Raw genomic sequence first — 19,851 nt, 5'->3', positions numbered from 1 at the left:
GGCAACATCGGCGGTCAGATCAGCCACTCGCACACGGACATCAACGACGACCACCCGGGCGAGGTCTGGGCGGCGGTCCGGTTCCTGATCCGCAGTGAGCAGGACATCGCCGCGTTCAAGAAGTACCTCCAGGAGCACCAGTCGATCCTGGCCATGTACTTCGAGGAGCTCTACAAGGACACGATCCTGGGCGCCGACCTCAACACCGAGAAGATCGCCAGTTGAACCACGACGCGGCAAGGGACACGCGAGGGGGTGTCCTCCTTCTCAGTCATGTCGGGTTCTCCTTCATGGAGGACCTCGTCGAAGCCCTCGGCGCGAGGCACCTCAAGAGCTTCGTCCTGAGCTCGCTGCCGCTGCCGGAGCACCAGCCGCAGCGCGCACGCGACCTCCAGGACAAGGCCGACCGCGTACAGGTGACCGGGTCGCATGTGCTGACCCGCGAGGACGTCGAGGCCCACATCGCCGAGCTCCAGCGGAGCGGCGAACGGGTTCTCGGCTGCATCACGGTCTGGGAGGGCTACCGGCACCTGATGGCCCTGGCCAATGCACAGCTCGGTGTTCCCGACCTGGACGAGAAGCAGATCCTCGGCCTGCGGGACAAGCTCGCGCTGCGCAACCGGCTGGCCGACGCGGGGCTGACCCGGGTGCGGGCGACGGAGCTCACCGCCGGGTCGCTCCGGGCGCACCAGGCAAGCACGCGGCGCTACTTCGTCAAGCCGGTGAGCGGTATCGCCTCCTACGGGGCGTTCCCGCTCTCCCCGGACACCACCTGGGCCGACATCGAGCAGATCACGACCGACGCCCAGGCCGACACCGTCTACGCCTCGGCTTTCGGCGACGGGCTGTCCTTCCTCATCGAGGACTACCTGCCGGGCCGTGAGTTCAGCTTCGAGGTCATCGTCGTCGACGGCGAAGCCAGCATTGTCGGGATCCACGAGAAGTGCGAGGTGACGGAGGCCGAAGGCACCGTCCTGGAGAACTGCTGCACCAGTCCGCCCTGGAGCATCTCCCGCGAGGACTGCGCCGCCGGTATCGAATGGGTCGTCAGCCTGCTGTCGCACCTGGGCCTGCGGTGGGGCTGCTTCCACATCGAGGCCCGCCACCACCAGTCGCGCTGGGACCTCATCGAGGTCAACCCGAGGGTCGGCGGCAGCCTGATCTCCCACAGCGTGAAAGCGCTCAACGGCGAGTGGGACCTGCTCGACCTCTGGCTCGACCTGCTCCTGTCCGGGGCCGACGAGGAGACGGACGAGGCGAAGTCCTTCCGCGCCAGGCTGAGGGAGATCTCGTTCGCGGCGGACGGCACGTCACCCGTGGAGAACGCCACCTTCTTCCGTGTCTTCTTCGCCGAGAAGGGCGTGATCAAGAAGGTCGGGCTGAACAGCGAACTGCCCCTCAAGCCGGTCGTCTCGCAGATTCTGCTCAAGGCGGGGGACACGGTGGAGTCCACCTCGCGGGAGGTCTTTCTCGGGCAGCTGCTCTGGCAGCTGCGACTCGATGAGCGGGACCAGCAGCTTCCCGAGCTGATGCGCACCTCCGAGGATGCCATCGAGATCCACTACGAGGCCGAAGCCCAGAGTCGCGGCTGAACCACTGTGACGAGCGGCGTGCCAATTGGAGCCTCCGGCGCGGGACTTCTGTCCACGGGAAGACCGAAGCCGCACCGGAGGCGCCACCGTGCCCGCCGGCACGTCCGCTCCTCGCCGATCCACCCGCACACCCGGTCCACCGGAGCCCCGGCGCCGGTGGCGTGCACCTGTAAGCGAAAGCGGGAAGGCACCCGCACCGACTCCCGAACCGGAACGCTATCGCGGCACATTCCGCAAGTGGTAGGAGACTTTCAATGTCGGCAGCCAAGCCTATTTTCTTGATTATCGACTACAACCTGAGTCGCATCGACGACGTCCGCCACCTGCGCAATTACGCACGTGATCGCTACGGGGCCGAAGTCACCCTGATCCGCGCGAATCCCACCGAGGCGGACGCCGAGATCTGCGACGAGGTGATTGATCTCGACCCGCTGCGGAACGACTTCGAAGAGGTGGGGGAGAAGCTGCTCTCCGGACACCGCGGCCGGATCAAGGCGGGCATCGTCTTCTCGGACAACGCGGTCCAGAGCGGCGCCGCCCTTCTGCAACGCCTGGGCCTGGCGGTGGACTCGCCCGAGCTCGCCCTCGGTGCCTTCTGCAAGCACGAGTACCGGCTCGGCGAGGCCCGCCATGCCGACCTGCTCGCCGCCCAGCGGATGATGGTCCCCGACTTCACCGAGGTCGGTTCGCTCGACGGCCTGCACGCCTTCGCGAGCAGGCACCCGGAAGGCTTCGTCGTGAAGCCGACCAAGGAGGGCAACAACCGCGGCGTCGTCGTGGTCCGCCCCGGCGACGACATACGCGCCGCGTTCGCCGAGGTCCTGCCGTACCTCGAAGGCGGCGTCATCTGCGAGCAGATCATCCCGTACCGCAGGGAGTACTCGTTCGACGGACTGGGCCATCTCTCCTTCGTCACCGAGAAGGTCAGCGCCAGCGGCCGCTACCCCGTCGAGGTCGCACAGGTCCTGCCCGCCCGTCTGGACGAGGTCGAGCGCAGCACCCTGGAGCGGGCGGGCCGGCAGGTCAACTGGCTCGTCGGTCAGTGCGACGGCCCGTTCCACAACGAGATCAAGCTGAGCGACAACGGCACCCACGCCGCGGTCGTCGAACCCAACCGGCGGCCGGCCGGTATGAAGATCTGGTCGCTGGCCCACTGGGTCTACGGAATCGACTTCTACCACCGCTGGGTCGACTCGGCCTTCCAGAACGCAGCCCCTCTGATGCTGCCCGAACCGACCTGCTCGGCGGCCACGGTGATGCTCGGGGTGAAGAGCGACCGGCTCTTCGCCCCCGAGGACCTCGACCCCCGCGCCACTCCCTTCGAGGACGCCGTGGCGGCGACCGCCGACCACCACGGCCTGAGGGCGGACGAACTGTCCGTCAAGGAGTTCGCCTGGATCTCGCCGCAGCGCCGCGAACTGCACGGCACGCCGCGGGACAACGCCGACTTCTCGGCGCAGGGCTGCATCGTCCTGAGCACCAAGCGGGCCGACATCCGCGACGTCGTGCACACCCTGCGGGAGCTGTGGCTGGACGCGCTGGACCAGAGCTGCCTCAGCCTTGAGCACGCGGTGCGGTGAGCGGTGCGAGGACCAATCCATCACCTGACGACCGCAAGGGGAGTTCGCCGATGAAAATTCTCATCCTTCACCGCGTGCCGTATTTCAAGATCGAATACCACCGCGGTATCGACCACGTGCTGCACGACGTCACCTACTTCGGGACTCGCGACGCGCTCGCGACCCTGCCGCCCGGTCTCCGGTGCACCCAGGTCGAACGGCCGGGAGAGCGCTCCACCTTCGAGGAGGCCTGCACCTGGCTGGACGGCGCGCCCCAGGACTTCGACCGCGTGATCTCCATGTCGGAGTACGAACTGCTCGACGCCGCACAGCTGCGCGAGCGGCTCGGTGTCGACGGCGCACCGGTGGACCAGGTCATGCTCTCGCGCGACAAGGTGCTCATGAAGAGCGCGGTCGAGCAGGCCGGCGTGCGGGTCCCCCGCTTCATGCCGCTGACCGCCTTCATCGACGCCGGTGGCACGACGCCCTGGTCCGGGGCGACCGTCCTGAAGCCGCACCGCGGTGCGTCCAGCGTCGACGTCGTCGTGTTCGACGACCAGACGCAGGCGTACGAGGCCGTCGCCGGCAAGCGGTCCGGCGTCGCCGAACTGGACGGGGCCGAGGCCGCGCTGTCCGACTACCAGGTCGAGGAATTCGTCGACGGCAGGATCCGGCACTTCGACGGCCTGATCGAACAGGGCAAGGTCCTCGTGCTGGGCGCGAGCGAGTACGTGGGCACCTGCCTGGAGTACGCGCAGGGCACTCCGATGGGATCGTTCCAGATCGAATGCTCCGACGAGACGCGGGCCTGGGTGGGACGCGCCCTGGACGCCGTGCAGATCCGCAACGGCAGCTTCCACCTGGAGGCGATCGTCCACCGCGGCGAACTGGTCTTCCTGGAGGTCGGCAACCGGGTCGGCGGAGCCGATGTCGCGGCGACCTTCGAACTGGCGACCGGGGTGCACCTGCCCTCCTGCGAGCTGCGGATCCTGCTGGGCGAGCCGGTCACCGACAGCCTGTCCGCCGCCCCCGAGGACCGTTCCTGGTACGGCTGGTTCGTCTATCCGGGGCACCACCTCAGCGGCCGCACGTTCGAGGGCTTCGACGGCGCCGACGCGTTCCGTACCAGCCCGGAGACGGTCACCTGGCACGAACTGCCGCTCGGCAAGCCGCTGCCCGACCACATCACCTACGGAGCCGGCGAGACCGCGCTGGCAGGCATCGCCGTGACGGACAGCCCCCAGGAGACGCGGAGCTGGATGGTCCGCCTGTTCGAGTCGTTGCGCATCCGCACCTCGGTGCCGGCCGTTCCCGACATGGCGGCGAGGTAGGCGTTTAGGGCATCCGTCCGCCGGCGGTGTCCGTCCGCCTCCGGCGGACACCGGGCCGTCGCACCGACAGCTGTCAGGACACAGCCGAGGCCCTCACCCGTCGTCCGGAGGCGACGGACGCGCGATCGCTCGTGTCCCAGCGGTCGATTCCATGAACAGTTACTACCGGGAAGCAGAAACAGGAATGACCGAACTGAGATTCCACTGGGGCTCTGCGCTGGACAGCGGGCAGAAGAAGTCGGCCCAGAAGTACCAGGCCGAGCTGCTCGACATCGACGGTGCGATCGAGTTCGCCCAGGACGCCGACGCGCTCGGGGTCGAGTCCCTCCTGATGGCGCAGAGCTACAGCCTGCCCGATCCGCTGCCGATCGTCGGGGCGCTCGTACGCGAGACCAAGCGGGTCAAGTTCATCCTGGCGTACCGTCCCGGCCTGCTGTCCCCCACCCTGTTCACGCAGCTGGTGAACACGGTGTCATGGATGTCCGACGGGCGGATCTCCCTGAACATCGTCGCCGGAATCTCGCCGGCCGAGCAGGCGTACTACGGCGATTTCCTTCCCCACGACGCCCGCTACGCCCGCTCCAACGAGTTCCTGGAGATCCTGCACCGCTTCTGGAACGGTGAGACCCCCCTGACCTACAGCGGCGAGCACTACCGCCTGCAGGACGCCCAGCTCGGCCTGGGCTTCAAGGGCGGCGGCCGACCGGAGATCTACATCAGCGGTGCATCGGGCGTCGCCCAGGAGACCGCCGTCAAGTACGGCGACTGCTGGTTCCGCTACGGGGACACCCCCGAGGAGATCGCCAAGGCGGCGGCGCCCATCGTGGCCCGGGGATGCCGGGTGGGCCTGCGGATGCAGGTCCTGGCCAGGGAGACCCGCGAGGAGGCACTGGCCGATCTGGAGCAGGTGATGAGCGGTGCCGACGAGGAGCACAAGGCGTTCGTCGGCAAGTTCGTCGCGGCCGCCGACTCGCAGGCGGTGAAGAACTCCCTCCGTCTGGCCGAGGAGGCCGGCCACGGCTGGATGTCGCCGGTGCTCTGGTCCGGAGCCGTCGCCTACCGAGGCGGTCCCGCCCTGTGCCTGGTCGGCAGCTACCAGGAGGTCGCCGCCTACCTGATGGAGTACAAGGCGGCCGGTGTGGGCGAGTTCATCTTCTCGGGCTGGCCGGCCCGGGACGAGATGAGGCACTTCTTCACCCGCGTGCTGCCCCTGGTGCGCGAACTCGAGCGGGGCGGCCGGCCCTCGTCCGAGCTGGAGCTGAGCGGATCGGTCGAGGCACACCGATGAACGCAGAACGCCTCCGCCGCCCCCTCTTCGCCTCGGGTGTGCTGATCGGCCTGATGGCGGAGCAACTGGTGCTGTTCGCCGTTCCGCTGATTCTCTTTCAGGAAACCCGGAAGGTGTCGACCCTCGGCCTCGCCTTCGCCCTGGAGTGGCTTCCGGCCATGCTGGCCTACCCCTTCGCCGGGCTCATGGCCGACCGGGACGGCGGACGCCGCCTGTTCCTGCGCGCCAACGGTGCGCGAGCCGCCATCCTCGGCTGTGTCGCCCTGATCTGCCTCACCACGCCGTCCTGGTCCACCGGGGCCCTCATGACCAACGGAGCCGTGCTCGCGGCGCTGATGGCGCTGGTGCGCATGTCCACCGAGAAGATGGTCCCGCAGATGGCCACGGGCACGGACCTGCCGAAGACGCAGGCACTGGTCCAGAACATGGAACTGCTGGCAATGGCGCTCGGCCCCGGCCTCGCGATGGTCGCCGTGCTCGTGCTGGCGAAGGTCTGGCTGCTCGGACTGGCCGCGACGATGTTCGCGCTCGCCGGGGCGAGCTGGTGGATCCTGCCGCGCAAGAAGGCGGCGCCGGCCGTGACGAGTGTCCGGGCGAACCTGGCGGAACTCAGGCTCGGCTGGTCACTCCTGACCGGGAACAAGCCGGTCATCCTGCTGGCCTCCCTCAACTTCGCCATCAACCTGGCCTTCGCGACGGCCCTGAGCGCGAACGCCGCGGTTGTCACAGGTGTGTTCAAGGCCCCGGAGTCGTCGTTCGCACTGCTCACCATGTGCGTCGGCATCACGGGTCTGGTCAATCTGCTGCTGACCCCGTTGCTGCTCAAGAAGTTCGACGTACGGCTGCTCGGGACGGTCGGCTTCGTTCTCCTGAGCGGCTCGCTGCTGCTGCTCGGCCTCGCCCCGTCGTTCATGGTCTACGCCCCGGCGTACGTGGTGGCACTGGTAGGGGTCGCGTACTTCAACATTTTCAACCGTACGCAACGGGTGAAGGTGATTCCGCGGGAGCACCTGGGCAAGGTGATGGGCCCGTTCTTCCTGCTGGGCGTGGTGTCCTACCCCATCGGCGGCCTGCTCGTCGCCGGCGTCGGTGCCGCCGCCCCTCAGCGACTCGTCACCGTCCTGGCGGTGCTGCTCGGCATATTCGGCGCAGTGGTCTTGCCGTTGACGATTCGCAGCTTCCGCAGGACGCTCGCCGCACGCGAGAGTGTTCCTGTCATGGCCGACGTATGAGGAACGAGAGAGGTAATTCCATGGGGGGACTCACCCGGACCACGCCACCGCCGCTGGACAGCGACTGCTTCCGCGAGGCCATGTCGCTCCTCGCGGCTCCGCTGACGATCGTCACCACCCGCGATGCCACCGGGCGCCGTTGGGGGTTCACCGCCAGCTCGGTGACCTCGGTGTCACTCGACCCGCCACTGGTCCTCGTAGGTCTGTCGAACAACTCCAGCTGCCGGGAGGCGATCACCGAGTCGTCCGAGTTCGTGATCAATGTGCTCGGCGAGCAACACCGTGATGTCGCAAGCGCCTTCGCCAGCCGTGGCGTGGACCGGTTCGCCGGACACGACTTCGGCACCTGGCCCGACTCCTGCCTGCCGTACCTCATCGGCGCCAACGCGGTGTTCCGGTGCACCACCGTGGACCGGATCCCGGTGGGGGACCACCAGCTGCTGATCGGCGAACTGAGCGGGCTGCTCACCGATGGTCCGACGAAGCCGCTGCTCTGGTACCAGCGGGAGTTCTGTTCCGCGGAGCCGGTGGTCGCCGCAGACGTCCACTGACCACCGGGGACGGGTGTGCCGCCAGGAGGGAAGGCGGCACCACCTCGTTCCCGGATTCTGCCTTGCTCCCCGATTCCGTCCGGAACCATCGCAGGGTTCCTCCCTCGACCTGCGACAGCAAACCCATCAGCCCGTCTGCCCCGGGTGACAGCGCCGCCTTGGCGAGGGCCGGCTCGGCGGGCCGAACGACCGATACGATCCGCAGGAGTGCCGGATGTCGATGAAAACACGACACATTTTGCTCGCCGTTCTGATCACCGCGATATGGGGCTTCAATTTTTCGGTGATCAAAATCGGCCTGAAGACGGTCGATCCTTTCATTCTGGCGGGCATCCGCTTCTCGCTCTGTGCCTTGCCCGCGATCTTCTTCATCAAGAAGCCGAATGTTCAATGGCGCTACCTCGCCGGCTACGGTCTGGTCTTCGGGGTCGGCCTCTGGGGGGTCGTGAACCTCGGCATCAAGGCCGGGCTTTCCTCCGGAATCTCCTCGCTGGTACTTCAGTTCAGCGCGTTCCTCACCATTCTTCTCGGCTCCTTCGTGTTCCGTGAATCGCTGTCGCGCTACCAGTACATCGGTCTCGCGGCAGCCCTGCTCGGCCTCGTGTGCGTCACCTTCATCACCGATGGCACCGTGACGGCCGCCGGGGTCGCCCTGGTGCTGTGCGGTGCGGTCGCGTGGAGCGTGGCCAACATCATCATCAAGAAGGCCGGCCCCAAGGAGGTGCTGGCCTTCCTGGTGTGGTCGAGCATCTTCTCGCCGATCCCGCTCTTCGCGCTGGACTACGTGATCAACGGATCGGCGGGCTACGTCAACCTGCCGCACCAGCTCGATCTCGCCGCGATCCTCTCGATTCTCTTCCAGGCGTACCCGAACACGGTCTTCGGCTACTGGATCTGGAACTGGCTGCTCAAGGAGTACCCGGTGTCGACCGTCGCCCCGATCTCGCTGCTGGTGCCCATCTTCGGGATCATCGGGTCGATGCTGATGTTCAACGAGAAGATTTCCGGGCTCAAGCTCCTCTCGCTGGCGCTGATCGTGGTCGGCCTGGTCGTCAGTCTGTACGGAAAGCGCATAGCAGGGGCGCTGGCTGTACGCCGCCAGCAGACCACCTAGTATTCCAGCGCGCCCGTCGTCCACATATTCGCGAGAGGAGCCGGATGATGACGAATATCCACACGCGGGCGGGACACTTCCGCAGCGGCGAATCGGTACCAGCGATGATCCCCGGGGTCGTCGACGGGATGATGACGACATCTCTCGACGCCGAGGGGAACGTCTCCTTCCATATCCTGATCAGCGAATACGGAAGGAGTGCCGAGATATCCGACCGGGTCGAGTTCATCCTCACCGGGGAGCACGCCCGGCAGCTGGGCGAGACGCTGCTGGCCCGTGCCCAGGATCCCGCCGCGTCGACGCCGGAGGCCTCGCCGGTGCCCTGTTCCGTAGGGGTCCGGCTGAGCTCCATTGTCGGCGCTGTCTGACACGGTCACCGAGCCGGGCGCATGCCCGTGAAGACCGTGGTGGCGGAGAGGAGGAAGGCGTCGGGCCGCCGCAGGATGCCCTCCGGTGCTCCGAGATCGAGCAGCACGTCGAGTGTCTTGCGGTCCGCCGCGTCCAGGGACTCGCTCATCGCCTCCCTCAGCCGGGTCAGATGGGCGTGCAGGAAGGCGCGGGCCGTCTCGCCCAGAGGCGCCGGCAGGTCGAGGAGGAGCGTGAAGCTGCCGACGGAGGTGAGTCCGGCGCGGCTGAGCATCGCGGGCCAGTCCTCGACCACGGCGGTGCTGCCGGGCAGCTCGGCTCGCATGATCTCGAACCAGTGCTCCTGGGCGGCGTCGAGCCGGGCCTGGAGGCCCGGCCTGCCGATGCCGATGTCGCGCGGGAGGAAGCGCATCGGCAGGCCGCCCTCCGCCACGGCGAGCAGCCCGCCGGGCCTCAGCACACCGGCGAGCGCGTCCAGCGCGCCCTGCTGATCGCCGAGGTGGTGCACGGCCTTGCTGCTCCAGACCAGATCCGCCGTGCCGGGGCCGCCTCCACCGTGCTCGTCACCGCCGTCCAGGCCCTCGGGCAGCTCCGCGTGCCGGACGGCCACCCTGCCGCCGAGGCCGAGCCGGTCGGCGCGAGCCAGGGCGCGGCCCAGCAGCCCGGGCGCGCCGTCCACGGCGACCGCCTCGGCGTCCGCGAAGGCCTCGGCGAACACACAGGTCATCACGCCCGGCCCGCTGCCGATGTCGAGAATGCGCCGGACCTCCGTCGTAGGGGCGAGCAGCTCCCGCAGGTGGGCCGCCGTCCGGCGCAGGAGCGGGAGTTGCAGTTCGCCGTTGCGCTCCAGGTGGGTGGCCATGACCTCCCAGTCGATGTCGGTGTGGTGGTGTCCGTGTCCGGAATCGGTGTGTGGGCTCATGCCGGGGAGCGTGCACCCGCCGGAGCGGCAGCGGCAACTTCTGTTGCCAATTCCGGGACAGCGGGATGGAATGCCCGCATGGACGAACCACCGACCTACCAAGCGGTCCTCGACGAGGTCGCCCCCCGGCTCAGACGGCTGCGCGCCAAGCGCGGCCTCACCCTGGCCGCGCTCTCCGAGGCGACCGGCATCTCCAAGAGCACCCTTTCCCGGCTGGAGTCCGGACAGCGCCGCCCGAGCCTGGAACTGCTGCTGCCCCTCGCCGGCGCGTACCGCGTGCCCCTGGACGACCTGGTCGGCGCCCCCGAAGTGGGGGATCCCCGAGTACGGCTGAAACCCCGCGCCATGCCGAGCGGCGGTACGTTCGTCCCCCTGACCCGGAGCCCGGGCCCCCTCCAGGCATACAAGATGATCATCACGGATCGGGGTGCCGAGCCGGATCTCCGTACGCACGAGGGCTACGAGTGGCTGTACGTGCTGGACGGCCGGCTGCGGCTCGTCCTCGCCGAGCACGATCTGGTCCTCGGCCCCGGCGAGGCCGCCGAGTTCGACACCCGGCTGCCCCACTGGTTCAGCAGCGCGGACGGGCGTCCCGTCGAGATCCTCAGTCTCTTCGGGAGACAGGGAGAGCGCATGCACGTCCGCGCCAAGCCCCCCGCATGACGGCACGACACCTCGGCGGACGCAACGACCAGCACGTCTCCGACCCCACATGCCTCTCCCGGCACAGACCGGGCCGACTTCCGCGTCATCGGCACCCGCGAACGCATCGGCAAGCACCACGGCATGTGGCGCGACGTGCTCCCCCTGGAACACCGCAGCCCCGCTGTGTCCTGAACCACTCCGCCACGCCGGGGAGCAGACCACGGACCGGCCAGCAGCCCGTCAGCGATCCGCCCCGGCCGTTGCCGGTGGTCGCAGCGGTTCGGTGCGGCTGCCGCACTTTTTCTGCTGCACACAACGTCAGAGGCCCTACCGGATCCCTCCGATATACGCGGCCGCGGTCGCTGATGACGGCCGCACCGGTAGGGGGTCAGGGGTGTGCAGACCGGGGTGGCGAGCCCGGCGAGTTTCACCAGTCCCACGCCGCCGGTCGGCGGGAGGAGTTCCGACCCGTTGTTGCGAGGTGCAGATGTTTCATCGGTATGCGATGCGTGCTGCATTTCCACCTGGCTGGACTCCTGGTGTCACACCTTGGATACGTCCGAAATGACAGCTATAGGGGCTGTCGTTACGTTCGTCGCAGGTCGGTCGCCCGGCCGACGTCCGTGTGACAGGGAGAAGTGAAATGCGCACGCGTACATTAGCTGTGGCCGCTGCCGGAAGCGCGACGGTCCTTGTAGCCACCGGTATCACCTATGCCTCGGACGCCGGATCCGCCCCGGCGTCCCCGTCTGTCCAGTGGGCGGCCCGGTCTGTCCAGCCAGCCACCCCTGCTGCGGCTACCTCGGGCGGCGGCAGCGCAAGCGGAGAGAAGGACGAGGGCCGCGACCGCAAGGGCGGCGGACGCGCAAGCGGAGAGAAGGACGAGGGTCGCGACCGCGAGGGCGGCGGACGCGGCTACGGCCACAAGGAAGAGGGAAGGATCTACTTCAACGAACGTACGTACTCCGCCTCCACTGAGGGCTGCATCACTGCGGCCAGCGGACTGGGCGCCAGTAGCTTCAGTGTTTTCAATGACAGCCGGAAGACTGTCGAGGTCTTCCGCGGCTTCAACTGTGACAACGGCGCTCCAGTAGCCACCGTGAGTCCCCACGGCGAAACCAATGGCGTTGTGACCCGTACCGTCCACGGGGGCGTGTTCGGTGACGAAGGCGTCGTGGGCAGCTTCCGGGTGATCGGCGACTACGACGAGTGGTGACAGCGCCGCCCGGAGCACAGGAAAGATCCCGGCCCGCCGGAATCGGGCCGACGCTCCCGGCTTCGTGGATGTACGCGGGGCCGCGGCGAGAAGGTCCGGCAAAAAAGGGGCGGCGCGGAAGGAGAAGACGGGCGGGACGCCGGATGGGCCACATGGACGGGTCGGTCCAGGCCCGCTACTCGCACGTCACTACGGAGATACGCGAGGAACTGGTCGAGGGCCTCACCGCGATCTGGGAGGACGCGCTCGAAGCGCGCCGGCGGATGGCCACCGGCTCGCCCGTGGCCGTCCTCGACGCTCTGCTGAAGGGGAGCCAGTAGGGAGCGCTCCGGAGAAGGATTCCGCGATCTTCTCCAGGATTTCTCCGGAGGCCCCCCTGAAAGCCAGTCAGGGCCGGTGTCCCTTGCGGGACACCGGCCCTGAGCGGGTGTTACTGGGTCGGGGTGGCGGGATTTGAACTCACGGCCTCTTCGCCCCGAATCACGGGCAGGGCGGTCACTCAGGTTATCTGCGCAGCTCAGAGGCGGTGCCAAGCGTGCTGATGGCCACTGCTGGGCGGCCCGGTCGCTGTACTTTGCTGCTGTACGTCCGGCCTCTGTGCGTGGCGGATCGGCACGTCACGACCGCCCGTACTGGAGCGGCTGTGCGGGATGCCGAGGATCTGATCAGCCAGGATTGACCGCGAAGGCGCGGAACCTGTGCTGGCATCGCGGGGATCGGCCGGTCAGGGGGTCACCGTACCGATCCGGCTCACGACGTTCTCGGTGAACCAGAGATTGCCGTCGGACCCGGTGGCGATCTCGAGCGGGTTCACGAAGGTGGTCGGGATCGGCACCTCGGAGATCGTCCCTGACGTGGTGATCCGGCCGATGTTGTTGCCGTACTCCTCGGTGAACCACAGGGCGCCGTCCGGTCCTGCGGTGATGCCCCACGGGAACGGGAAGCTGCCCGGGAGCGCGTACGCGGTGAACACACCCGCCGTGGTGACCTGACCGATCTGCCCTGCGGCGGCGTCCGTGAACCACAGGGCGCCGTCCGGTCCTGCGGTGATGCCGAGGGGCAGCGTGCCGACCGTGGGAACCGCGGTTTCCGTGATCGAACCGCTGGTGGTGATCTGCCCGATGCTGCCGGAGAGCAATTCGGTGAACCAGAGGGCGCCGTCCGGCCCGGCGGTGATGCTCAGCGGGTACGCGCCCGAGGTCGGGAGCGCGTACTCGGTGATCGAACCGCTGGTGGTGATCCGGCCGATGTTGTTGCCGTTCGCTTCGGTGAACCACAGGGCGCCGTCCGGCCCGGCGGTGATGCCGAACGGGTACGCCTCGGAGGTCGGGAGCGCGTACTCGGTGATCGAACCACTGGTGGTGATCCGGCCGATGTTGTTGCCGGTTGTCTCGGTGAACCACAGGGCGCCGTCCGGCCCGGCGGTGATCTCCGCCAGCCCCGAGCCCGTATTGGGCAGCGAGTACTCGGTGAACGCGCCCGCCGTGGTGACGCGCCCCACCGCGTCCGCGGAGTTCTCGGTGAACCACAGGGCGCCGTCCGGCCCGGCGGTGATGCCCCAGGGGCCCGAGAAGGCAGTGGGTGTGTCCAATTCGCTGATGGTCGAGGTCAGGCGGGGCTTCAACGCGCCCGGTCGGGGGGTTGTTTCCTGGTGGGAGTGGTGCCGGAGGCAGCTCGCGAGCTGCTGCGGGCCCTGGTGCTGGAGACAGGTCTTCGCCTGCGAGCGCATGGATCCGGGGTGATCCGAGGCGTCGCCGAAGGCGGCGGTACCAGGCGCGCTGACCGTGGCCGTCAAAGCCAGGACGGCGAGCCAGCGCGAAAGCCGCCTGAGGCGGCCAAGACGGTGGAACATGAGACACCTTTCCGAGGAAGACGGACGGGGCAGAGTAGTGGCAGCACTCGCGCGACCGTTGCGCTTAACCGGCGAGGGGACGGCAGCGCAGCCGCCCATACCGCGACACGGCCGACTCAGGGCGAGATATCTTTCACCGTCACACTGTATGCGCACAATCCCCTCTGAGGTGGCGTCAAAAACTGCGAGTGGAAGGAAAATCTCAGACTCGAACTTTCGGGGATCCGGGTGTGCGTGTAGATGTCAATCTATTCGCAAATCTCTTCGCCTGGAGGCGGTACGTTCGACATGAGAGGGCATCACCCTTCAATCCGTCAGTGGTCAATCACGTCAAGATGGACGAGAAGGTCGGCAGTGCACATTTCCGTGCACCCTTCTTGCGGTCGGGACCTGCTGGAGTGTCGGGGCCAGGATCCCTTGTCGTATCGCAGGCATGGGCGCCACCTGTGTCCGCGTTCGGCCAGAAGAGGGAATGATGTTTATCCGCTGTGCGCGTAGGGTACGCACGAGGCGCAGGTGCCCATATCGTTTGCGCATGGTAAGGGTGCGGCGTGGAGCGGGTTGGCTCGTTGTGGTCCTGTTGGCGGTGGTGATGCCGCCGGTTGTCGCGCCCCATATCGCGGGGGCAGCCGGAGCCCCAGTCTTCGCGACGCACGTCGACTACACCACGGGGACGACCCCGTTCTCGGTGGCGGTCGGAGATTTTCGGGGGAATGGCCGCAAGGACCTGGCCGTCGTTAACTACGGCTCGAATACCGTGTCGGTGTTCCTGGGCAACGGGGACGGCACGTTCGCGGCCAAGGTCGACTACGCCACCGGGGCCAACCCGCAGTCGGTCGCGGTCGGCGACTTCAACGGTGACGGCCACCTCGACCTGGTCACCACCAACTACGGCTCGAACACGGTATCGGTGCTGATGGGCAGCGGGACCGGCACCTTTGCGGCGAAAGTCGACTACGCCACCGGGACCAACCCGGAAGCGGTGGCGGTCGGGGATTTTCGGGGGAACGGCCGCAAGGATCTGGCCGTCGTCAACCACGCCGTGGACACGGTCTCGGTGTTCCTGAACAACGGGGACGGCACGTTCGCGGCCAAGGTCGACTACGCCACCGGCGTCACCCCGCAGTCGGTCGCGGTCGGCGACTTCAACGGTGACGGCCACCTCGACCTGGTTGTCGCCGACCACAACGCGGCCAGCGTGTCGGTGCTGCTGGGCAGCGGGACGGGCACGTTCGCGGCCAAAGTCGACTACCCCGTCGGCAACGCCCCGTGGTCGGTGGCAGTGGGGGATTTTCGGGGGAACGGCCGCCAGGATCTGGCCGTCGCCGACTACAACTCGGGTACGGTCTCGGTGCTGCTGGGCAACGGGGACGGCACGTTCGCGGCCAAGGTCGACTACGCCACCGGCACCGGCCCGGAGTCGGTGGCCGTGGGTGACCTCAACGGTGACGGCCGCCTCGACCTGGCCGTGGCCAACTACCTCGGGGGCACCGTGTCGGTCCTGACGGGCAACGGGAACGGCACGTTCGCAGCGAAAACCGACTTCGCCACGGGCGGTGGCCCGGCCTGGGTGGCGATGGGCGACTTCAACGGCGACGGCTACCTCGACCTCGCCACCGCCGACTACGACGCGAACAAGATGTCGGTGCTACTCAACACCACTCCGGAGCCACCGGCGATCACCAGCGCGAACAGCGCGACGTTCACCGTGAACACGGCGGGCACGTTCACCGTCACCGCGACCGGCACCCCCATGCCCACCCTCTCGAAAACCGGAACGCTGCCCTTCGGAGTCAGCTTTGTCAGCCACCCAAACGGCACCGCCACCCTGTCCGGAACGGCCTTGAGTAGCGGCATCTACACCCTGACCATCACCGCCCACAACACCACCGGCCCCGACGCCACCCAGACCTTCACCCTGACCGTCGTCGCCGCACTCTCGATCAGCCTGCCCTCGGCCGTGAACCTGGGCGCCGGGGCACCCTCGAGCACGATCAGCGCCCACCTCGGCGCCGTGCAGGTGACCGACGCTCGAGCTAACACCGTCGCATCCTGGACGGCCACCGTCTCTGCGACGAACTTCACCACCGGTGGCGGCACCGCCGCCGAGACGATTACGACATCAGCCGTGTCCTACTGGTCCGGGCCGGCCACCGCCACCACCGGAGTGGGCGTCTTCACCCCCGGGCAGGCCACTGCCCTGAACGCACAGACCCTCACCGTCTCCCGCACCGCCTTCACCATGACCCTCGGCACGCTGAACACCACTGCGAGCTGGAATCCGACCCTCGTCATCGCGGTGCCCGCCGCTGCCGTCGCAGGCACCTACACCGGAACGATCACACACTCCGTCGCATGACCAGCGGGACTGATCGGCCATGTCGGATGGTCGATCCGGCACGAGGTGGCGGCTGTTCAGCATGTCGGAGTCCTGGCCGAGGTCCGCACGCCGCGGGTAACGCACACGGGGCGGGAAGGACGACAAAGGCGGCCGATACGAGCCCGACAGACCTGGCGTCAGAGACCTGAGTCGCCGGCGCACGGTCATATTGGGGCCGGTCGGGTGATTGTTCGATTCCTCTTCGGTGCTCCCGGTCGGTGAGGTTCTCCGCTCTCTGAAGCACGGTGACCAGCGCCAGGCGTCCCGGCGGCCATCCTGGCTTGCCGCGCTGTCCGAACGCCACCGCGAACTCGGCATCAGTGCGCAGTTCGCCGAGCCGTCACGCACCTGCACCCGTAGCGGAACGTGCCGTTTTCCCCCGCACATCGCCCGGACCCGGTAGCGGGGAGGCCGACCCTGCCGATCTCCGTGCGCGCATCGCGGTACCCAGGTGGTCGACGGACGAGTCAGCCTCGATCCCGAGCGCTGGCACGCGACTGGTCTGTCCTTCGCGGTGCTGGGTCTGGGTACCGTCCTCGGCGGTGCCACCGTTTCCGACATGATCCACCGTCAGCCATGCCCGAAGACGGTCCGCCTGACGCGACGGAAGATGAAGACCGCGCAGCGCCGCCGTAGGGGTCGGCAGCGTGGCACCCAGGGGACACGAGCCGACTGACAACTCGTGCCGCTTCATGCAATGTTTGGCCTGTACAAGGGGCTGCTCGAGGTTCCCGATGGTGCCGACCCGGCGTCGGGCAGCATGAACGCGATCGCCCGTCATCGCCTTCTGACGCGGCGCGCGACGAGGAACAGTACGGCCACGCATCCGGCTGCCGTGACCGCGACGAGTGAGCCCAGGGTGGACTCTTCCTTCCGAGGTCGGACGGCCTGGCCAGTGCTGCCTGCGGCGGTCGGAAAGGTGAGGGTCGCGGTCGCGGTCTTCTGGACCCGGCCGCTGGCGAGCGTCAGGTGCACTGTCCAGGGGCCGTCGGGAAGTCGGTGGTCCAGTAGCACGGTTACTGGTGCGCTGTTCCCCGGTGCCAGTGTGGTGCCGTCCGTGACCTTGAACGGTCCGGCGCTCATCGAGGCCGGCCCGTCCGACAGTGACAGCGTTCCGCTCAGGTCCAAGGCGCGTTGCCCGGTGTTGTGGACCTTGGCCAGGACCTCGGGTCGCCCGTCGTCGGTGCGCGCGGGAGTCAGCTCCTCGATCTGGAAGTCGGACGGCGGTTCGCCACCGGGCCCGACGTCGATGTAGAGGCGAACCCCGACGCGGTTGATGGCCTTCACGTTGCGCTCAGGCTCGGCCTGGGAGGCGACCTGTGCCCAGATGACCGAGTACCGCTCTCCGGACGACGCCTCCGGCGGTACAGCGACTTTTGCCATTACCTCTGTTGTGCCGTAAGGGGGGAGGTCAACACTGGTGTGGTCGAGTCTGATCCAGCCTGACAACTCGTTCGTTGTGCGATCCGGGGCGAAGACGAATGTGTCGTGCTCGATGGCCGCAGCGCCGGGGTAGACGTCGACGTGGACGGGTTCACTCGACGTGCTGGAGATCTCCAGCCGTCGCTTGATCACGGTGTCGGGGGCGAGATAATCGACGACGGAGGTCAACGCGCGAGGATCGTCTCGCCGGTCGACCGGGGCTTCGAGCAGCCGGATGCCGACGTCGCCGTCCGGTTCCGCGCTTGCGGCCCGGCCTGTACGGGGCGTCGCGCCGGCCGCGCTGAGGCACAGCGCGGACAGCAGAAGCGTCAGCAGTGCCAGGCGAAGCGCCCGACTAGGCGACCGAATGGGTCACCGTCCCGGTGTAGTTGCCCCCTACCGCTGCGGCGGGTACCGCGACCACCAGGGTCGGATTCCAGCTCGCGGAGTTGTTTCCTACGCCGGCGGTCAGGGTGAAGGCTGTGACCGTCGAGGAGAAGGGCTGCTTCTGAGTGGCGGTGGCCTGGCCCGGGGTGAAGGTTCCGCTGCCGGTGGTGGCGGTGGCTGGTCCCGACCAGTACGACACGTTGCTCTTCGTGATGGTCTCCGAGGCCGTGCCGCCGCCCGTGGTGTAGTCCGTCGAGGACACCGTGGAAGTCCACGATGCGGTGAGTAGGGCGCGGTTGTCGGTCACCGTCACGGCCCCGAGCTGTCCGGTGATCGTGCCACCGGGGGTCCCCGCGGGGAGACCCGCCGAGGCGGGAACGGTGATCGACAGGGCGCCGACCGTGATGCTGAACGTCACGGTGGTGTTCCCCGAGCCTGCGGCGCTCGCCGGCCCTCCGACGGCCACAAGGAACGAGGCGGCAGAGCCGACGATCAGCAACTTCCTCGCGCGCATCGATGCCTGCCTTCCCACTGGAATCAGAGCGGGGCCGGCCATGTCGACCACACCGGCCAGTCCGGTTTCTTGTCGAATGATCGGTGTCGGCGATCCGCTCCTTGAGGGGGCACGCTCCAGCTTCACCAGTTCGGCCGCAACGCGGCCGGCCGCTGCCGTCCAGCTCGGATCTCGCGGCCTGTCCGGGGCGTCGCACTGGCCGGACCGAGGCGCAACGCGGAAAGGAGAAGCGTCGGCGGTGTCAGGTGAAGCGCCCGGCTAGGCGACCGAATGGGTCACCGTCCCGGTGTAGTTGCCCCCTACCGCTGCGGCGGGTACCGCGACCACCAGGGTCGGATTCCAGCTCGCGGAGTTGTTTCCTACGCCGGCGGTCAGGGTGAAGGCCGTGAGCGTCGAGGAGAGGGCCTGCGCCTGGGCGGCCGTGACCTGTCCCGGGGTGAAGACGCCCACTCCGGTGGTGGCGGTGGCTGGTCCCGACCAGTACGACACGTTGCTCTTCGAGATGGTCTCCGAGGCCGCGCCGCCGCCCGTGGTGTAGTCCGTCGAGGACACCGTGGAAGTCCACGACGCGGTGAGCAGGGCGCGGTTGTCGGTCACCGTCACGGCCCCGAGCTGTCCGGTGATCGTGCCACCGGGGGTCCCCGCGGAGAGACCCGCCGAGGAGGGAACGGTGATCGACAGGGCGCCGGTCGTGATGCTGAACGTCACGGTGGTGTTCCCGGAGCCTGCGGCGCTCGCCGGCCCCCCGAGGGCCGTAAGGAGTAGGGCGACCGAGCCGACGATCAGTACCTTCTTCGCACGCATCGAAGTCAAGCCTTCCCGCTGGAATCAGAACGAGGGTGCCCGCGGCAATCACGCGAGTCGATCCGATTGTTATATGGGCGATCGGCATCAGCCATCCGCCCCAGGGGAGGGTCGCTCGAGCTTCCCCCATTCGGCAGCAATGCGACCGGCGTTCCCTCCTCGCGCTCGCCGGGCGGATGCCTCGTACTCACCGGTGCGCTTCGTGTCTGCGCCCCCGAAGCTCAAGGACGAGCGGATGGGGCACGAGGACGGCTCGGTACAGGCCCGCTGCTCCCACGTCACCCCGGAGATGCGCCGGGATCCGCTCGACGGTCTGACGGGGATGTGGGAGGCGACCCTCGACGCCCGCCGGCAGATGTCGCCGGGGTCGCCCGTGGCGGTCCTCGACGCTCTGCTGAGAGCGCGTCAGTAGGGGCCCGCCGGGAGACGTTCTGACGCAGGTTTCTCCCAGAATTCTCCCGAGAGCCCTGAGCTGGTGTTACTGGGTCGGGGTGGCGGGATTTGAACCCACGGCCCTCCTGCTCGTCGCGGTCTCCCGAAGCGGCGTCAGCTGCTCCGGACTCCACGCAGCCTACGGCCCCGAGGAACTGCTCAACGCATGGCGCGCTCGCTGAGTCGCGGCCCAGGCGGGGTCGGCTGGTGAGGCTCTGCCGACCGCTTCGCCACAGGTTCGACT

At 67.9% G+C, this 19,851-nt stretch carries 17 protein-coding genes and 3 pseudogenes; 15 read left to right on the top strand and 5 right to left on the bottom strand.

Features of this window, described 5'->3' with window-relative positions:
* The 9 genes and pseudogenes from P3T39_RS07825 to P3T39_RS07785 all read left to right on the top strand — a co-directional run.
* Window positions 1-225, top strand: a pseudogene (locus P3T39_RS07825) (hypothetical protein); the annotation flags it as partial.
* A 65-nt stretch (window positions 226-290) separates the two neighbouring features.
* The gene (locus P3T39_RS07820; protein ID WP_280696612.1) at window positions 291-1,592 is read left to right on the top strand and encodes an ATP-grasp domain-containing protein; all 1,302 of its coding nucleotides are present in this window, start codon (window positions 291-293) and stop codon (window positions 1,590-1,592) included.
* Between the two features lie 278 nt (window positions 1,593-1,870).
* Window positions 1,871-3,172, top strand: a complete 1,302-nt coding sequence (locus tag P3T39_RS07815; RefSeq protein WP_280696611.1) for a biotin carboxylase — start codon at window positions 1,871-1,873, stop codon at window positions 3,170-3,172.
* 50 nt (window positions 3,173-3,222) lie between these two features.
* On the top strand, window positions 3,223-4,482 hold the full coding sequence (locus tag P3T39_RS07810; RefSeq protein ID WP_280696610.1) for an ATP-grasp domain-containing protein: 1,260 nt from the start codon (window positions 3,223-3,225) through the stop codon (window positions 4,480-4,482).
* Window positions 4,483-4,666: 184 nt separating this feature from the next.
* Window positions 4,667-5,770, top strand: a complete 1,104-nt coding sequence (locus P3T39_RS07805; RefSeq protein WP_280696609.1) for an LLM class flavin-dependent oxidoreductase — start codon at window positions 4,667-4,669, stop codon at window positions 5,768-5,770.
* Window positions 5,767-7,002, top strand: coding sequence for an MFS transporter (locus P3T39_RS07800; RefSeq protein WP_280696608.1), 1,236 nt, complete (start codon window positions 5,767-5,769; stop codon window positions 7,000-7,002). The genes P3T39_RS07805 and P3T39_RS07800 overlap by 4 nt, the downstream gene beginning before the upstream one ends.
* A 20-nt stretch (window positions 7,003-7,022) precedes the next feature.
* Window positions 7,023-7,553, top strand: a complete 531-nt coding sequence (locus tag P3T39_RS07795) for a flavin reductase family protein (RefSeq protein WP_280696607.1) — start codon at window positions 7,023-7,025, stop codon at window positions 7,551-7,553.
* A 214-nt stretch (window positions 7,554-7,767) separates the two neighbouring features.
* Entirely contained in the window at window positions 7,768-8,667 is a 900-nt protein-coding gene (locus P3T39_RS07790; protein WP_280696606.1) for an EamA family transporter, read from the top strand.
* Window positions 8,668-8,714: 47 nt separating this feature from the next.
* Window positions 8,715-9,035 carry a hypothetical protein gene (locus tag P3T39_RS07785; protein ID WP_280696605.1) on the top strand — a complete coding sequence of 107 codons (321 nt, stop codon included), beginning with the start codon at window positions 8,715-8,717 and terminating at the stop codon, window positions 9,033-9,035.
* Window positions 9,036-9,040: 5 nt separating this feature from the next.
* Here P3T39_RS07785 and P3T39_RS07780 read toward each other — a convergent pair whose 3' ends face one another.
* Window positions 9,041-9,955 carry a methyltransferase gene (locus P3T39_RS07780; RefSeq protein ID WP_280696604.1) on the bottom strand — a complete coding sequence of 305 codons (915 nt, stop codon included), beginning with the start codon at window positions 9,953-9,955 and terminating at the stop codon, window positions 9,041-9,043.
* A 78-nt stretch (window positions 9,956-10,033) separates the two neighbouring features.
* On the opposite strand from P3T39_RS07780, the gene P3T39_RS07775 reads away from it, so the two are divergent.
* The 4 genes and pseudogenes from P3T39_RS07775 to P3T39_RS07760 all read left to right on the top strand — a co-directional run bounded on the left by P3T39_RS07775 (window position 10,034) and on the right by P3T39_RS07760 (window position 12,136).
* On the top strand, window positions 10,034-10,618 hold the full coding sequence (locus P3T39_RS07775) for a helix-turn-helix transcriptional regulator (protein ID WP_280696603.1): 585 nt from the start codon (window positions 10,034-10,036) through the stop codon (window positions 10,616-10,618).
* A gap of 69 nt (window positions 10,619-10,687) precedes the next feature.
* Window positions 10,688-10,792 (top strand): annotated as a pseudogene (locus tag P3T39_RS07770) (N-acetyltransferase); the annotation flags it as partial.
* 451 nt (window positions 10,793-11,243) lie between these two features.
* Complete coding sequence (locus tag P3T39_RS07765; protein ID WP_280696602.1) at window positions 11,244-11,816, top strand: hypothetical protein; 573 nt, start codon at window positions 11,244-11,246, stop codon at window positions 11,814-11,816.
* Window positions 11,817-11,968: 152 nt separating this feature from the next.
* Window positions 11,969-12,136, top strand: a complete 168-nt coding sequence (locus P3T39_RS07760) for a hypothetical protein (protein ID WP_348534315.1) — start codon at window positions 11,969-11,971, stop codon at window positions 12,134-12,136.
* Between the two features lie 404 nt (window positions 12,137-12,540).
* Here the strand turns inward: P3T39_RS07760 and P3T39_RS07755 are convergent, their stop codons facing one another.
* Entirely contained in the window at window positions 12,541-13,668 is a 1,128-nt protein-coding gene (locus P3T39_RS07755) for a virginiamycin B lyase (protein WP_280696601.1), read from the bottom strand.
* 571 nt (window positions 13,669-14,239) lie between these two features.
* On the opposite strand from P3T39_RS07755, the gene P3T39_RS07750 reads away from it, so the two are divergent.
* Entirely contained in the window at window positions 14,240-16,027 is a 1,788-nt protein-coding gene (locus tag P3T39_RS07750; RefSeq protein WP_280696600.1) for an FG-GAP-like repeat-containing protein, read from the top strand.
* A gap of 798 nt (window positions 16,028-16,825) precedes the next feature.
* On the opposite strand, the gene P3T39_RS07745 is transcribed toward P3T39_RS07750, so the two are convergent.
* The 3 genes from P3T39_RS07745 to P3T39_RS07735 form a co-directional block, all read right to left on the bottom strand.
* Complete coding sequence (locus tag P3T39_RS07745; protein WP_280696599.1) at window positions 16,826-17,659, bottom strand: peptidase; 834 nt, start codon at window positions 17,657-17,659, stop codon at window positions 16,826-16,828.
* Between the two features lie 166 nt (window positions 17,660-17,825).
* A complete protein-coding gene (locus P3T39_RS07740; protein WP_280696598.1) occupies window positions 17,826-18,275 on the bottom strand; it encodes a hypothetical protein in 450 nt (149 codons plus the stop codon).
* 354 nt (window positions 18,276-18,629) lie between these two features.
* Entirely contained in the window at window positions 18,630-19,175 is a 546-nt protein-coding gene (locus P3T39_RS07735; protein ID WP_280696597.1) for a hypothetical protein, read from the bottom strand.
* 226 nt (window positions 19,176-19,401) lie between these two features.
* Here P3T39_RS07735 and P3T39_RS07730 point away from each other — a divergent pair.
* Window positions 19,402-19,587, top strand: a pseudogene (locus tag P3T39_RS07730) (LacI family transcriptional regulator); the annotation flags it as partial.
* Window positions 19,588-19,851: the final 264 nt, after the last annotated feature.

Source organism: Kitasatospora sp. GP82 (genome assembly GCF_029892105.1).
GTDB lineage: Bacteria > Actinomycetota > Actinomycetes > Streptomycetales > Streptomycetaceae > Kitasatospora.
This window is presented reverse-complemented; position numbering and strand designations above follow the sequence as displayed.